We start from the raw sequence: 14,478 nt of genomic DNA on the forward strand, positions 1-14,478 counted from the left end.
TCATTTATAATCAAAAAATCCCCTACGGATATAAAAAAGGCAGACATGGATTCTAACCAAGCCTGCCTTTCGCATATTCATGTTTTAATGATTCCAGCGTTCGTTAAGCAGCTCACCATTGATGGCTGCCGCAGCCATTGCTCCCATCGAAGCGGCGGCAATGGCCTGATACATTTCGGTGGCTGCATCACCGGCACTGTAGACGCCTGGCACACTCGTTTTACCGAAGGAATCAATGACCACGCTTCCGGCTTCATTGATTTGACAGCCGATCGCGGCCGGCAATTCAGAGCCGGAGACCAGCTTCGGCGCGAAAAAGATGCCCGTGCAAGGAATAACCTTTCCATCCTCCAGCACGACTTGCCGTACCATCCCTTCGTTCGACTCAATGCGATGAATCGGGGAGCTAAATACGGGGATGTTATGCTCCTCCAATTCTTGTCGTTGTTCATCCGTCAGTTCATCCGGTCCATGGGTACAAATTGTATAATGATCACTCCAACCTGCAATGACTTTGGCAAAGTGCGCTGCACCCGCACCCTTGGCAATCACGACAAGCGGCTGATCTCGCAGTTCCCATCCATCGCAATATGGACAGACGAAGGCACTTTTTCCATATACGTCTGCCAATCCGTTAATATCCAAGGGGCTATCCTTCTTCCCGACGGCAAAGAGGAGCTTTTTACTGCGGTATACCGTCCCTTGCCCTGTTGTAATTTGAAAATCACCATCAACACCTGTAACCGAAGCGGCAGTATCCTCTACAAAACTTACAGAGGGGTAAACGCTAATCTGTTCCCTTGCGATCCTGCGAAATTCTGATGGGCTAATGCCATCACGGGTGAGAAAACCATGGGACTCGCGGGTAACTCTATTACGCGGCTTCCCTTCATCGATCAGCACCACATGTTTTCTCGCTCTCCCCAATACCAACGCAGCATTCAAACCTGCCGGTCCCCCGCCAATAATAAGGACATCATGCATTTGTTCACTCATTTATACCAACACCTTTCTGGATCTTTAATGTCCATAATAAGGGCGCAAGAAGACATGACTTCTTGTTTATTTCTCCATGCCCAAGGAAGATTGCCATGGACAAATATTATTATAGACTTATGACATCCATTATAGACAAATAAGATCTATAATGCAATCCAATTTCTTTATTTTGATTTACGAATCAAAAAAAACCTCAGCCATTCGTAACCTGAACGGTTTCCGCAATCAAACGCTGTAGATCATGCATTCGATTGGGCGTGGCCAAGCTGGAATGGGTTAACATATCGCACAAGGCAACCAGATCCTCAAGCTTGGATAGGATTTTCCAGTGATCATGCAGAACCACTCCTTCCTCACGATATGCACGAATAAAGTTCTTTTCAAATACAGATCCATCGCGTTCGTATCGAAGCATATTGGCTATATCTACGTATCGGTTCCATGAAAAAGCCTCCTCCCAATCAAGCACTGCCGAAACCTCACATCCTCCAGCACCATTCCGCATTAATATATTTAAGCCGTTATAGTCCGAGTGAACAAGCACGGGTGTATCCTCAATCTCCGACAATAAATGACTGTACGTTCGACTGAAGGACCATACCGAATGAGCCAGCTCTTCCCCGAGCCATTGGCCGCATGGATCCTGAAAGAGGCTTTGTTCAATAAATGCGAGAAACCGTTCCCCGTCCATCCTCATCGGATCCTGGACTGTCATGTCCTCATTGAAGAAACCGGACTCCGTAAATGTGTGCTTGTGTATGTTGGCGAGAATGCGTCCAGCGGAGGCTGCAGCGGCGATGAGATCCTGCTCGCTTCCGTCGCGCATTACATCACGAAGAAGATCGCCTTCCTTCCACTCCATTACCGCCCATGGTTTATCGAATACGCTGCAGGTCATATCGGCATAGAGATAATCAGCAACAGGAACGGTTGGGCGTACCTTTCGAATGATAGCCAGTTCTTTGTCGGCAATCTCACGACCTTTCCTGAATAAGCGCAGCACGTAAGGCTCTGCACTGTCTTCCAGACGAATTTTGTAGTTGGTATTGCTAAGTCCGGTACCGATCCGTTCAGCGGCTGCTACTTTTTTACCGGGGAATACGGGTGCCATCATATCATGAATTTGTGTGATGTCTAGTTGCATCGGCGGAACTGAGCGTTCCCATCCCTCTTTCATCTTGATGCCCTCCTATTATGGAAAATTTAAAGTGGATTGAGTTATAATGCCGTTACCTCTATTTATAGTTTACATGCTCTAATATGTTATATGAAATCATCTTCACAGAATAGGAGAGTGATATAATGGCAGCCAGCTTTATAAACAGTTCAAAACCGCAAGGCATATACCGTTATTACCTGTACCAATCGCCCTCTCGCCTTACCAACAAATGGCCAACAAGCATCGAAACATACAAATTCTGGCGATCAGGTTCTGGCGTGTAGTTTACATAACTGAATCAGAAGAATAAATAAGAGCCACTCCATCGAGTGGCTCTCATTCATACAAAGCGAATGGTTTGTCTCATTTCACATAAACACCGTAGTCCAATATGACATTCCCCTGTTCGTCCGGCGTCATGAAACGGATATGGTGATAGCGTTCGAAGAACCACGGGTTCTCGTCCAAGATCCAGCCTTGTTCGGCAATTTTAGCCATACATGCGTTATGGGGTTCCATACCGAAGAGCTCACCGTTATCCCTATTGCCGTATAACCAACAGATCCCCACATCGCCTTCCGCCAGATCCGCATAATCAAATCCGTCCGGAACTTCCGTGTGCTCCGGGAACAGCATCCCGATCCAATATTCAAACTGATTTCCGCTCATTCGCATGATTCCGTATGAAGAACCCTCAGATTCAGGCAGTGCGCCAAGCTTGCCGATCTCTTCGAACCAGCCATTGGCGGACCATTCATCCCATCGGTCCGCGAAGCTTCCTGCCGCATTCCGGTGCTCATCGGAATACCGTTTGCCGATCAAACGTGTTGACGGGATATGTTCTTTATATACTTTGGTTACTTCTGCTGTCACGATCCTCACCCTCCTGCTTCATTTTTCGTTATGTACATCTAATTGAATTCTCGCGCTAGCATGAGAATCCTGCAAAGGATAGACCCAATATTTCAACTCGAGATGGGCCAGTCTTTAGACATGAGAGTAATGTTCAAATCGGATGAGAACGGGTGCAGCGCCGAAACGCGTGCTGAAAACCCTGTTCGGTGAAGACGGTGTACAGACGCTGGATGACCAAGAGCATCATCATCGCAAAGCGATGTTCATGTCCTTGATGTCCAGGGAAGCTCTTCGCAGCATGAGAGAAATCACCCGTAAACATTGGGAACTGGCTGTAAGTCGATGGGAATCCGAGGATAACGTCGAGATTTATGAGGAAGCTCAAGAAATGTTATGCCGGGTGGCCTGTGAGTGGGCGGCTGTATCGCTTCCTGAAGCTGAAGTGAAAGAGAAAACGGGCTGGCTAGCTGCTATGATCGAAGCTACAGCCGCTTTTGGAATCAAGCATAGGAAAGGAAGACATGCCCGGGCTAAAGCGGAAAAATGGATGCAAGAGCTCGTAGTTGACGTGCGCAGTGGAACGATAGAACCGAAGCAGGGCAGTACCCTGCATACGATGTCCTGGCACCGCAATCTTAGGGGTGAACTCCTGGATAAGGAAACCGCGGCGGTTCTACCCATTCTTCCCCTTTGCGCCTGCGCGTGCACGGAAGGATTTTACCTGGAACGGATATGCATTTGATAAAGGCGTGCTCACGATCCTCGACTTATACGGAACGAATCATCATCCCGGTCTGTGGGAGCAGCCGGAGCTGTTCAAGCCGGATCGTTTCGACGATTGGAACGGGAGCCCCTTTAACTTCATCCCTCAAGGAGGCGGAGATCATCATACGGGGCATCGCTGTGCCGGGGAGTGGATTACGCTCGAGATCATGAAGGAGAGTCTGGACTTCCTCGCGAACAAGATGAGTTATGAAGTGCCTGTACAGGACGTAAGCTTCAGCTTTCACGATATGCCGTCTCTTCCTCACAGTCGTATCGTTATTCGGAAAGTCAAAGCGCTGTTATAAAACTACTAGGATATGAAGCGGTAGTCAGGGGTAACATCATGCGCACCTGCTTACGCATCCCAACTACCGCTAACTTTTTCCTTAAGGCGTTAATGGTTATCGTTTAACCGACCATATCCTCTTCGCTCAATCCGCTGGCTTTAAACGCTTGTTCTTTCCCATCATAGCGAGCCAGAGAATGCACCTTGCGGTCCTTTACGTGCAACACCGTAAATACGATCGCTTCACCCTTGATACGGCCATCCTCATCAAGCCAAGTCCCATGCTGCTCCAGTACGATCCACTCATCCTTGGCGTAACGGTTTATCGTAGCCAGCTGCAGATTCACTCGTTCCAGCCACTCCTCCAAGTCCGCATTATTCATGAACCCGGCCCCTCGTGGACCTGCAATCTCAATTTGGGGTGCGGTTAAGCCAAGCAATCCTTCCAGATCTTTATGATTGGATCGATCCACCCATTGTTCCGCCGTTTCAATCGTCATCAACGTTTGGTTGTGTGCCGGATTACATTCCATTCCAATGTCACTCCTTATGCTCGAATGCTGTTCAAATAATGAAGCGTAGTATACTTCACAAAATCTGCATGTGACATGCCATCTTCCCTGACCAGGATGGAGAACACGAGGGGATCCAGTAATTGCATAAGCTGCAAGGCAGAGAAATGCGTCGGCAAATCTTCGGTGAACACCCGCTCCTTCTTCCCTCGCTCAATGATTCGCTCAAAACAGGCGATCACTTCATCCTGAACGTTCTGGAGCTCTTTAGCCTTTGCATCCGCGAAGATGGCACCCATATCCGGAAAACTCGTCAGCACGAAGGTAAAAAACGAGCTGGATAAAGCTTCGTCTATGATCCGTTCCACCTGTTGAACCGGATGGAAATCCTCGCTAACCGTCGATTCCACGATCTCTCGGAATTCCATTATTTTAGGTTTGATGAGCTCAAATACAAGCTCCTCTTTGGATTTATAATGCAGATACAATGTACCTTTTGCTATCTCTAACGCATCTGCGATATCACTCATTTTTATGGCATGATAACCGTTGTCCGTAATTAGCCGCTCAGCTGTTTGAAGGATTAGCTCTTGCCTCGCCTCAAATTTCTGTTCGCGTTTACTCAACACATCACCCCACTTCTCATTGAAATTGACCCTGGAGTCATTTATGACTCATGAGTCATTTTATTTCAAGCGAACTCTCTTGTCAAATTTAAGCTTGTACACCTTGCCCCCTGCATGTCACAATAAACTAGATACTGACAGTAAAATCAACCTATTTTGAATGGGAGGACCGTAATCATGAAAACGATGAAGCTTGGAAGCAGTTCACTGGAAGTACCTGTTGTAGCCGTTGGTTGCATGCGTATAAATTCGCTGGAAAAAGCGGAAGCCGAGCGTTTCGTGTCATCCGCACTGGAGGAAGGCGCTAACTTCTTCGACCATGCCGACATATACGGCGGCGGAGCTTGCGAGGAAATTTTTGCAGATGCGATACATATGAATGCAGAAGTCCGCGAGAAGATCATTCTGCAATCGAAATGCGGGATTCGTCAGGGCATGTTCGATTTCTCCAAAGAGCATATCTTGAATTCTGTCGATGGCATCCTGAAAAGACTCAAAACCGAGTATCTCGACGTACTCCTTCTTCACCGTCCGGATGCGTTAGTTGAGCCTGAAGAGGTGGCTGAAGCATTCGATAAACTCGAAAGCTCCGGTAAAGTGCGTCATTTCGGCGTATCCAACCAGAATCCGATGCAAATCCAGCTTCTGAAAAAAGCAGTGAAGCAGCCGCTCGTAGCCAACCAGCTGCAGCTAAGCATCACGAACACCACCATGATACAGAGCGGGATCAACGTCAACATGGAGAATGACGCCGCGGTTAACCGTGATGGCAGCGTGCTGGATTTCTGCCGACTTCACGACATTACGATTCAGCCTTGGTCGCCTTTCCAATACGGGTTCTTTGAAGGCGTATTCCTTGGTAGCGACAAGTTCCCTGAGCTTAATCAGAAGATCGATGAAATTGCGGAAAAATACAACGTAACCAATACTACAATTGCCATCGCATGGCTTCTTCGTCACCCTGCACATATGCAGCCGATCATCGGAACGATGAATATCAGTCGTTTGCAGGACTGCATTAAAGCCGGCGATGTAACGCTCACCCGCGAAGAATGGTATGCGATATACCGTGCGGCAGGCAACATCCTGCCTTAAAGGCCATTACAAAACAGCCTCCTATCGACTGCGATAGGAGGCTGTTTCATTATAATGCCGTGTTTTTAGAGGATGACGAAGGTTTGCGCTTGTTCACCGAGCTTAAACAAACAGGTATCATCACCAGCGACAGCAAACCTCCCGCAATCGAGAGTGTACCGTAACTGGTATGGGCAACCACCATACCGGATAAAGCGCCGCCCGATGCGCCCGTTAATGCAATCAAGACATCCACCGTTCCCTGTGTTCTGGCGCGGGCGGAAGGATGGGTAGCATCTATGATGAGCGCCGTTCCGCTGATGAAGCCAAGGTTCCAACCCAGCCCCAGCAAAGCCAGCGCCGTGATGATCAACGCCATGGATTCGGCAGGAGCCAAAGCGGCTAGAATCCCGGAACTCAGGAGCACGACTCCGGAAGCGATTGACATGCGGATGCGGCCGATTTTGTCCACGAGGAAACCTGTGATTAACGAGGGCAGGTACATCGCTCCGATATGAATGCCTATCACCAAACCGACCGCACTCAGATCATGGCCGTGATGTTTCATATGGACGGGCGTCATGGTCATGATTGAGACCATGACCACCTGAGTCAATATCATCACGCAGGCTCCAACCATGATCCCCCGTTTGTTTCGTTCTGATCCGTTCACCGTTCCGGCCGAAGAATCGCTGGAAATTTTAATTTTATCTTCCTCAATCGCTTGGGCAATCGCATAGGGATCCGGGCGCAGGAATACTAGCAGTATCAAACCTGCCAGAATAAATGCCACGGCTGCCAAAATAAACGGTCCTGCCAATCCGGGAATCCCGAAGGATTCCGCAACGTTCCCCATAACCCCCACCAGATTCGGACCCGCAACGGCACCGAAGGTGGTGGAAACCATCGCCATGCTAACCGCACCTGCCCGCTGTGAAGGTTTAGCCAAATCCGTGCCTGCATAACGAGCTTGCATATTCGTAGCGGTACCTGCACCGTATATCAACAACGAAGCAAACAATAGATAAATATTTTGATAAACGGCAGCCAATATGACTCCGATCGCGGCAATACCCCCCGCCAGGAATCCGGCAGCCAAACCAGGCCCTCTTCCATATCGCTGGGTAAGCCGGCCAATATACCAGGCACCCAGTGCGGAACCGACCGTGATTAGAGCAACAGGGATTCCTGCATAGCTGTCGGTCTTGAGCATATCCTGTGCCAGAAGCGCACCGACCGTCAATCCTGCGGCCAGGCCAGCCCCACCGAATATTTGCGAGAGGATCACAACGATGAGGGTCTTCTTATACAGCTTGTTCTGCAAGTCGGGCGAATCTATGTAAGATTGAATATGGGATAGCCGCTTTGTATTGGTTTCAGCAATATCCTGATCATGGGACATGGACATTCTCCTTTCATGTGCTACCAAACAGAATACCATAAACAATCTCACGATAAGAAGAAATTTTCATTTCACTTGGCTATATAGGATCTGCCAGCTAACCTGCAATCTGCCGTGCGTTAACCGAAACAGGAACTCCCTATCATCAGAGCCTCGCAATGCCCCGGCCCGCCTGTCTCCCTGTGAACAGACAGCCTCCCAGAAAAGTTCCCTCCAATGCACGGTATCCATGAACGCCTCCCCCTCCGAATCCCGCTGCTTCTCCAACTGCGTAGAGTCCGGGAACCGGCTCGCCGTTTGCATTAAGTACCCGCCCAGATAGATCCGTCTGCAGCCCGCCCAACGTTTTCCTGCTAAGAATATGTAAGCGTACCGCGATCAGAGGACCATGGGCTGGATCCAGAAATTTATGCGGTTTGGCTATGCGTACCAGACGATCGCCGATGTAATTCCTTGCACCCCGAAGCGCCGTAATCTGCAGATCCTTGGTGAATGCATGGTCCATCTCGCGGTCTCTCGCAGCCAGCTGACGCTCTATGTCCACCCGCTTGATCAGATCCCTGCCTGTCAGTTTATTCATGCCATCCACTAGCTCGGGCAGTGAATCGGCAACAACAAAATCCTCCCCATGATCCAGGAATGCCTGCACCGGCCCCGGGATACCCGAACCTACTCTGCCTAACACCTTGCGGATGCTCTTTCCTGTCAAATCCGGGTTTTGCTCTGATCCGGACAAGGCGAATTCCTTCTCTATCACTTTTCTGGTGAGAATGAACCAGGAATAATCATAGCCTGTATCCTGAATGGCTTTCAGAGTTCCCAGCGTATCGAAGCCCGGGAAATTCGGGGCAGAGAGCCTTTGCCCCTTGGCATCAAGCCAAACAGAAGAAGGACCCGGCAGTATCCGGATTCCGTGCTTTGACCAGACCGGGCTCCAATTCTGAATCCCTTCGGTATAGTGCCACATCCGGTCTCTATTGACGACCCGCCCACCTGCTTTCTCCGTAATTCCAAGCATCCGTCCATCCACATGCTCGGGAACGCCAGAGAGCATCGTTTGCGGAGGATTACCGAGCCGAGATGGCCAATGCTGCCGGATCAGCTCATGGTTGGCGCCGATTCCTCCGCTGGAGACAACAACGGTCTCTGCACAAAATTCATAGTCGCCGACCACCTCCCGCGAGCTTGCTTCGCCGCGACAAGCCGCACTCGGAGCAAGGACTGAACCTCTTACGCCTGTAACGGCACCCTCCTGTGTGATCAGTCCATCCACTTGGTGACGGGGGCGATAATCAACCATTCCTGAACGTATGGCGTCTCTGACCCTGGACTCGAATGGTTGTACGACTCCAGGACCTGTTCCCCACACAATATGAAAGCGCGGCACGGAATTGCCATGCCCCTCCGCGAGATACCCGCCACGTTCGGCCCAGCCTACAACGGGAAAGAATCGGACCCCTAACGAATGCAGCCATGCCCGTTTCTCGCCGGCCGCAAAATCGACATAGGCCTCTGCCCATTTCCGCCCCCATCGATCCTCGTCATCCTCCCGATCGAAACCAGCAGCTCCCAGCCAATCCTGCCACGCCAGTTCACGGGAATCCTTGATGCCCAGTCTTCGCTGTTCCGGCGAATCAACTAGGAATAACCCGCCAAAAGACCACCATGCCTGCCCGCCCAGCGAGCTTTCCGGCTCCTGATCAAGCAGCACCACCCGCTTGCCGGCCTCGGCTATCTCCGCGGTTGCCACAAGACCGGATAACCCCGCTCCCACCACGATTACGTCATATTTCATACGTGCACCCCCGTTTTTCAGATATATAAACAAGCAAGACCTGTTAACACTCTGGCAATATCACGTCTGGTTGTTTAAACATGATATTTTCTCCGGCTTGGAAGCGCTTCCCTATTGCTGCGAATTGGCATCGCGGAACCTTATGCCGTATTCATATAGTGTATGCCTTCCCTGTGCCACAAACATGTTTAATTCCAAAAAAAGTGAACCCCAAATGGATAAGGGTTCACTTTATGGTTAGCGTATCTGTATTTCGTTCCAATTTATCCTGTCCGTTCCTCCGCCTCCGCAGCCAGTTTCAGGAGCTGATCCCTCACTCGTACAACTTCACCGATGATCAGAAGCGCCGGATTCTTCACGTTCATAAGAAGGGCAATCTTGTGGATGGTTCCGAGCGTTCCCGTTATGGTTCGCTCCTCTGCCCTTGTCCCCTGTTCAACGATAGCAACGGGAGTTGACGACGGCTTGCCATGAGCGAGCATCTCCTTGCAGATGTCGTCCATTCTGCTGACGCCCATGTACACCACAAGTGTATCCACACTGTGAGCCAGCAAGTCCCACCTCACGCTTCGCTCGTTTCCATGGCAGCTCGTTCCGCTGACAAAAGCTACCGAAGTGCTGGCTCCACGGTGGGTCAGAGGTATCCCTGTGGAGGAGGCTGCTCCCAATGCCGAGGTAACGCCGGGCACGATCTCGAAGGGAATGCCTCGTGCAGCCAATTCGCACGCCTCTTCGCCACCTCGTCCGAAGATCAGTGGATCACCTCCCTTGAGTCTTACGACATCATGACCGGCAAGGGCATAAGTCACCATGTTCTCGTTAATTTTCTCCTGCGGAATGGAATGGCTGCCGGGTGCCTTACCGCAGAATACGAGTAAAGCATCCTTTTTTGCGTAACTCAACAGCTCATCGTTCACCAGTCGATCGTACATAATGACGTCCGCTTCACGAATACGCCGAAGGGCTTTCAGCGTAATCAGCTCCGGATCTCCCGGACCTGCGCCAACAATATACACCATGCCCGGCCTCATCGTCTTTTATCGACCGGAACCGTCGTCGCCTCCATAACCCTGAGTCCATGATGGGCCTTCGCAACCGGATTAACCTCGCTGCGCTTTCCGAATCCGAATTGGGATAAGTGCAACATCGCCCCGGTAAATACCGCTCCACCAATAAAATTACCTATTAGTACGGGGATTTGGTTCCAGAGCCACCAATCGGCCACACTGACATCCGCCCCGAGCATCATGCCCGCCGGTATCACAAACATATTTACAACCGCATGCTCGAATCCTTGACCGAAAAAGATCAGGATGGGCAGCCACATCGCAGCGATTTTTCCTATCGTTGAGCTTGACGTAAACGCCATGACAACGCCTAGCGTCACCATCCAGTTGCAGAGCATAGCCTTAATCACTACCAGCAGCATGCCGCTCACGCCCAGCGCCTTATAGCCGAGTGTCTTTGTCTCGCTCGTGTCGACAATCATCTGAATAAGCGGATGGCTCATATCCGTCCCCATCTTGGTCGCGATAAGTGCATAGAGCCCCCCATAAATCAGACAGCCTATCAGATGTCCGAGAATAACCCATCCATAATTTGCAAGCATGGAGGCACTTGAAGCTTTCTTTTGCAGGACGGCTAATGGCAAGAGCGCAAAGCTTCCAGTTACCAACTCTAGGCCCAGCAGGACAATCATCACAAAGCCAACCGGAAACAGGACTGCGCCCACCATCGGGATATTCGTTTGGTTCGAAGCCGTAAAAGCTAGCGTGGTGGCGCACGCCAGGATGGCGCCTGACAACATGCCGCGGATGAGCATTTGCGAAGTCTTCAGCCGGGCTTTCGCGGCTCCGGCCTCGATCATGTCATACATGACCTGATTCGGTTTCACATAATCCATATCGTGCACCCCCCCTCATATGGAAACAATCTTTCGCGTTTAAGCCGTACGATCCTGCAGGTATATCGCGCCGCTTACCGGATCAACTTCAACCTGATAGGTGTTTACGTTGCCCGTATCCGGCTCTTGAACCTGCCCGCTGCATAGATCGATCTTCCAATCATGCAGTGGACAGTGCACCTGCTTCCCGCATACCATTCCCTCCGAAAGCTTGCCTCCTTTATGCGGGCACTTGTTCTCCACAGCCAGAATATCCCCATCCGATAAACGGAACAGCGCGATTTCCGTTCCGTCGATTTCAATGGTCCTTGAGCCCTTATGATCAATTTCGTTCACATATCCTACATGAAGTTTCGTCATTTTTGAATTCCCCCTATTTCGTCACAGGTTCAGCATCAGGCAAAGGCACGAAGTTTTTACGAAGCCCAGTATCCGACGTAATTTCCTTCCACGGATCCTTCTGCTTGCTTAATGCCAGCTTTATTCTTGAGAAGAGCGCGACGCGGTCCTCCTTCTTCTCTAATGCTTTTTTTACATGGTCCAAGCCTACTCGTTCGATCCAAACCGATGTCCGCTCATTCCACTGCGCGTTTTCCCGATAGTATTGGATAAATGCCCCGGCCCATTCGAGCACCTCATCTTCCGTCTTCACGATGCATAATAACTCCGTTGCCCGAACATGAACGCCTCCATTGCCGCCGACGTGCAGTTCCCATCCGCCATCAATCGCTACGACTCCAAAATCCTTGATGGTCGCTTCTGCACAATTTCTAGGACATCCGGAAACCGCAAGTTTCACTTTAGCCGGGGTGCTCAGCCGCTCAAACTCTTTCTCCAAGCGCACACCCATGCCTATGGAATCCTGGGTGCCGAATCGGCAAAACGTGGACCCCACGCAAGTTTTAACGGTACGGAGGGCTTTACCGTAAGCATAACCGGAAGGCATATCCAGCTCCTCCCACATCTTCGGCAGATCCTCCTTCTTAACGCCAAGCAAGTCGATCCGTTGTCCGCCTGTAATCTTAACCATCGGGACATCGAATTTTTCTGCAATCTCTGCAATTTTCTTTAACTCCGAAGGTGACGTCACCCCGCCATATATTCTGGGAACAACGGAATAGGTGCCATCCTTCTGAATGTTGGCATGGTATCGCTCATTCGTGAAGCGGGATTCCTTCTCATCCACGTAGGATTCCGGAAACAGCATGCCCAGATAGTAGTTCAAGGATGGCCGGCATTTAGAACATCCCTCCGGATTGTCCCATCCCAGCACATTCATCACTTCTTTGACGGTTCCAAGTCCAAGACGGGTTATCTCGCTGATAATTTCATCCCGTCCTAGCGATGTACACCCGCATATCCCTTCTTTCACGGGCTCCCCTGCTGCATCTCCGGCGTATAACTGAACCAGTCCCTCAACGAGCGGTTTGCAGCCGCCGCAGGATCCCGATGCTTTTGTACAAGCTTTAACGGAAGCAACGGTGTTGCATTTTTTCGTAAGAATGGCATCTTTTATCGCTTCTTTCGATACGCCGTTACAGCCGCAAATGATCTCATCATCCGCCAGCTGAGCCAGCCGCTGTTCCGTCGATACGGTACCGGCATGACCCGTGAAGCCTAACAGAAGCTCCTTCTCTCGGCCCTTGATGGATTCGCCGCTTTTCATCAGCGAGAACAGCTTGGGTCCATCCCCTGTATCTCCGAACATAACGGCTCCGATGAGCCGGTCTTCGCGAATCACGATTTTTTTGTATACTCCTTCAACTTCATCTTGATATCGCATCGATCTTGTTCCTTCCGGTTCAGCAAAATGACCTGCAGAGAACACATCCACGCCGGATACCTTTAATTTCGTTGACGTTACGGAACCGGCGTACCCGCTCGTCTCCACACCCGCCAGATGCTTGGCAAGCACAGCCCCCTGTTCGTATAGCGGTGCCACAAGACCATAAGCGATTCCGCGATGCTCTGCGCATTCGCCCACCGCATAGATGCCGGGAATATTCGTCTCCATATAGTCGTTAACAACGATTCCGCGCTTGACTTCAATCCCGGAGGATTGTGCCAAGGAAACGTTCGGCTTGATCCCGACGGCCATTACGATCAGATCGGTCTCGACACGGCTCCCATCCGTAAATTGGAGTGCCTTCACCCGCTTCCGCCCTGAGATGGACTCCGAATTTTTATTCAGCAGAAATTTCATTCCTTGGGTTTCAAGTTCACGCTGCAGCATTCTGGCCGCCGTTTCGTCCAATTGTCGTTCCATTAGATAGGGGTTAAGGTGAACCACAGATACATCCATGCCCAAATGCAGAAGCCCTCTAGCGGCCTCCAGACCCAGCAGGCCTCCGCCGATAACCACCGCTTTCTTGTATTGCTGCGATGTCTTCACCATCGTTTCGCAATCCTTGATATCCCGGAACGCGATAACGCCTTCCTTGTCGGCACCAGTCAAAGGCAGCATAAATGGATTGGAACCGGTGGCTATAATCATTACATCATAGTCAGCAACAGCTCCTTGATCGGAAAAAACTTGACGATTCTGGGTGTCGATCCGTGTCACCGTATGACCCGCATATAACTGGATCCGATTCTCCTTATACCAATCCCAATCATTAATGATGATTTCCTTCATATCGGTACCACCTGCGAGGACGGATGACAGCATGATCCGGTTGTAGTTCGGATGAGGCTCCGATCCGAATATCGTAATCTCATAAGCATCCGGCGCAAGCTTGATCAAATGCTCGATTGCCCGTACCCCTGCCATACCATTCCCGATCATTACTAACTTCTTTTTTGTCATGGTTCGCGCTCCCCTCCGTCTAACACCTTAGAATATACTTGTTCATTCATCAAAAGCCTTAAAAACCAAAATAGCCTGCATTCGTTCCAGTAGAGTAGGCACACTCTTACCGGGAACGAAAGCAGGCTTCTTTGCCGCTAATGGGATACACCGTTGTATCCGGGAAATATAAAGTTTCTTGAGGGAAATATACACTACACCCGATCCATCTGTCAACATATTTGACATGAAATGAAGAAATTTAATTAAATATCGACATCACCCTGTGATATATGTTATATAATTTAACATAATAA

14 protein-coding genes are annotated in these 14,478 nt (G+C 50.2%); 3 read left to right on the plus strand and 11 right to left on the minus strand.

The window, feature by feature from the left end; genetic code table 11:
- Positions 1-84: 84 nt before the first annotated feature.
- The 3 genes from PLA01S_RS05255 to PLA01S_RS05265 all read right to left on the minus strand — a co-directional run bounded on the left by PLA01S_RS05255 (position 85) and on the right by PLA01S_RS05265 (position 3,031).
- A complete protein-coding gene (locus PLA01S_RS05255; RefSeq protein ID WP_127590484.1) occupies positions 85-996 on the minus strand; it encodes an NAD(P)/FAD-dependent oxidoreductase in 912 nt (303 codons plus the stop codon).
- Between the two features lie 196 nt (positions 997-1,192).
- Complete coding sequence (locus PLA01S_RS05260) at positions 1,193-2,176, minus strand: phosphotransferase family protein (protein WP_127590486.1); 984 nt, start codon at positions 2,174-2,176, stop codon at positions 1,193-1,195.
- 345 nt (positions 2,177-2,521) lie between these two features.
- Positions 2,522-3,031, minus strand: coding sequence for an AraC family transcriptional regulator (locus PLA01S_RS05265; protein ID WP_127590488.1), 510 nt, complete (start codon positions 3,029-3,031; stop codon positions 2,522-2,524).
- Between the two features lie 142 nt (positions 3,032-3,173).
- On the opposite strand from PLA01S_RS05265, the gene PLA01S_RS32425 reads away from it, so the two are divergent.
- Both PLA01S_RS32425 and PLA01S_RS32430 read left to right on the plus strand, forming a co-directional pair.
- Entirely contained in the window at positions 3,174-3,755 is a 582-nt protein-coding gene (locus PLA01S_RS32425) for a cytochrome P450 family protein (RefSeq protein ID WP_246059340.1), read from the plus strand.
- Positions 3,655-4,083 carry a cytochrome P450 gene (locus PLA01S_RS32430; protein ID WP_246059341.1) on the plus strand — a complete coding sequence of 143 codons (429 nt, stop codon included), beginning with the start codon at positions 3,655-3,657 and terminating at the stop codon, positions 4,081-4,083. Before PLA01S_RS32425 ends, PLA01S_RS32430 begins: the two co-directional genes overlap by 101 nt.
- A 103-nt stretch (positions 4,084-4,186) precedes the next feature.
- Here PLA01S_RS32430 and PLA01S_RS05275 read toward each other — a convergent pair whose 3' ends face one another.
- The gene (locus tag PLA01S_RS05275; protein WP_127590490.1) at positions 4,187-4,597 is read right to left on the minus strand and encodes a hypothetical protein; all 411 of its coding nucleotides are present in this window, start codon (positions 4,595-4,597) and stop codon (positions 4,187-4,189) included.
- A 14-nt stretch (positions 4,598-4,611) separates the two neighbouring features.
- On the minus strand, positions 4,612-5,202 hold the full coding sequence (locus PLA01S_RS05280; RefSeq protein WP_164817316.1) for a TetR/AcrR family transcriptional regulator: 591 nt from the start codon (positions 5,200-5,202) through the stop codon (positions 4,612-4,614).
- 177 nt (positions 5,203-5,379) lie between these two features.
- Here PLA01S_RS05280 and PLA01S_RS05285 point away from each other — a divergent pair, with 177 nt between their 5' ends.
- Complete coding sequence (locus PLA01S_RS05285; RefSeq protein ID WP_100536702.1) at positions 5,380-6,297, plus strand: aldo/keto reductase; 918 nt, start codon at positions 5,380-5,382, stop codon at positions 6,295-6,297.
- Positions 6,298-6,346: 49 nt separating this feature from the next.
- Here PLA01S_RS05285 and PLA01S_RS05290 read toward each other — a convergent pair whose 3' ends face one another.
- The 6 genes from PLA01S_RS05290 to nirB all read right to left on the minus strand — a co-directional run bounded on the left by PLA01S_RS05290 (position 6,347) and on the right by nirB (position 14,182).
- Positions 6,347-7,678 carry an MFS transporter gene (locus PLA01S_RS05290; RefSeq protein ID WP_127590493.1) on the minus strand — a complete coding sequence of 444 codons (1,332 nt, stop codon included), beginning with the start codon at positions 7,676-7,678 and terminating at the stop codon, positions 6,347-6,349.
- 145 nt (positions 7,679-7,823) lie between these two features.
- Positions 7,824-9,473 (minus strand): FAD-binding dehydrogenase, encoded by a 1,650-nt coding sequence (locus PLA01S_RS05295; RefSeq protein WP_127590495.1) that lies wholly within the window; start codon positions 9,471-9,473, stop codon positions 7,824-7,826.
- 263 nt (positions 9,474-9,736) lie between these two features.
- Positions 9,737-10,504, minus strand: coding sequence for a uroporphyrinogen-III C-methyltransferase (cobA, locus tag PLA01S_RS05300; RefSeq protein ID WP_127590497.1), 768 nt, complete (start codon positions 10,502-10,504; stop codon positions 9,737-9,739).
- Positions 10,501-11,376, minus strand: coding sequence for a formate/nitrite transporter family protein (locus tag PLA01S_RS05305; protein ID WP_127590499.1), 876 nt, complete (start codon positions 11,374-11,376; stop codon positions 10,501-10,503). The genes cobA and PLA01S_RS05305 overlap by 4 nt, the downstream gene beginning before the upstream one ends.
- A gap of 39 nt (positions 11,377-11,415) precedes the next feature.
- The gene (gene nirD / locus PLA01S_RS05310; protein WP_100536697.1) at positions 11,416-11,736 is read right to left on the minus strand and encodes a nitrite reductase small subunit NirD; all 321 of its coding nucleotides are present in this window, start codon (positions 11,734-11,736) and stop codon (positions 11,416-11,418) included.
- Between the two features lie 13 nt (positions 11,737-11,749).
- Positions 11,750-14,182 (minus strand): nitrite reductase large subunit NirB, encoded by a 2,433-nt coding sequence (nirB, locus tag PLA01S_RS05315; protein ID WP_127590501.1) that lies wholly within the window; start codon positions 14,180-14,182, stop codon positions 11,750-11,752.
- Between the last annotated feature and the right edge of the window lie 296 nt (positions 14,183-14,478).

Source organism: Paenibacillus lautus NBRC 15380 (genome assembly GCF_004000945.1).
Classification (GTDB): Bacteria; Bacillota; Bacilli; order Paenibacillales; family Paenibacillaceae; genus Paenibacillus_AQ; species Paenibacillus_AQ lautus.

Coding starts and splice junctions, on each gene's coding strand:
- PLA01S_RS05255 (WP_127590484.1), bottom strand. CDS start 996: ATGAGTGAACAAATGCATGATGTCCTTATTATTGGCGGGGGACCGGCA.
- PLA01S_RS05260 (WP_127590486.1), bottom strand. CDS start 2,176: ATGAAAGAGGGATGGGAACGCTCAGTTCCGCCGATGCAACTAGACATC.
- PLA01S_RS32425 (WP_246059340.1), top strand. CDS start 3,174: ATGAGAACGGGTGCAGCGCCGAAACGCGTGCTGAAAACCCTGTTCGGT.
- PLA01S_RS05275 (WP_127590490.1), bottom strand. CDS start 4,597: ATGGAATGTAATCCGGCACACAACCAAACGTTGATGACGATTGAAACG.
- PLA01S_RS05285 (WP_100536702.1), top strand. CDS start 5,380: ATGAAAACGATGAAGCTTGGAAGCAGTTCACTGGAAGTACCTGTTGTA.
- PLA01S_RS05290 (WP_127590493.1), bottom strand. CDS start 7,678: ATGTCCCATGATCAGGATATTGCTGAAACCAATACAAAGCGGCTATCC.
- PLA01S_RS05295 (WP_127590495.1), bottom strand. CDS start 9,473: ATGAAATATGACGTAATCGTGGTGGGAGCGGGGTTATCCGGTCTTGTG.
- cobA (WP_127590497.1), bottom strand. CDS start 10,504: ATGAGGCCGGGCATGGTGTATATTGTTGGCGCAGGTCCGGGAGATCCG.
- PLA01S_RS05305 (WP_127590499.1), bottom strand. CDS start 11,376: ATGGATTATGTGAAACCGAATCAGGTCATGTATGACATGATCGAGGCC.
- nirD (WP_100536697.1), bottom strand. CDS start 11,736: ATGACGAAACTTCATGTAGGATATGTGAACGAAATTGATCATAAGGGC.
- nirB (WP_127590501.1), bottom strand. CDS start 14,182: ATGACAAAAAAGAAGTTAGTAATGATCGGGAATGGTATGGCAGGGGTA.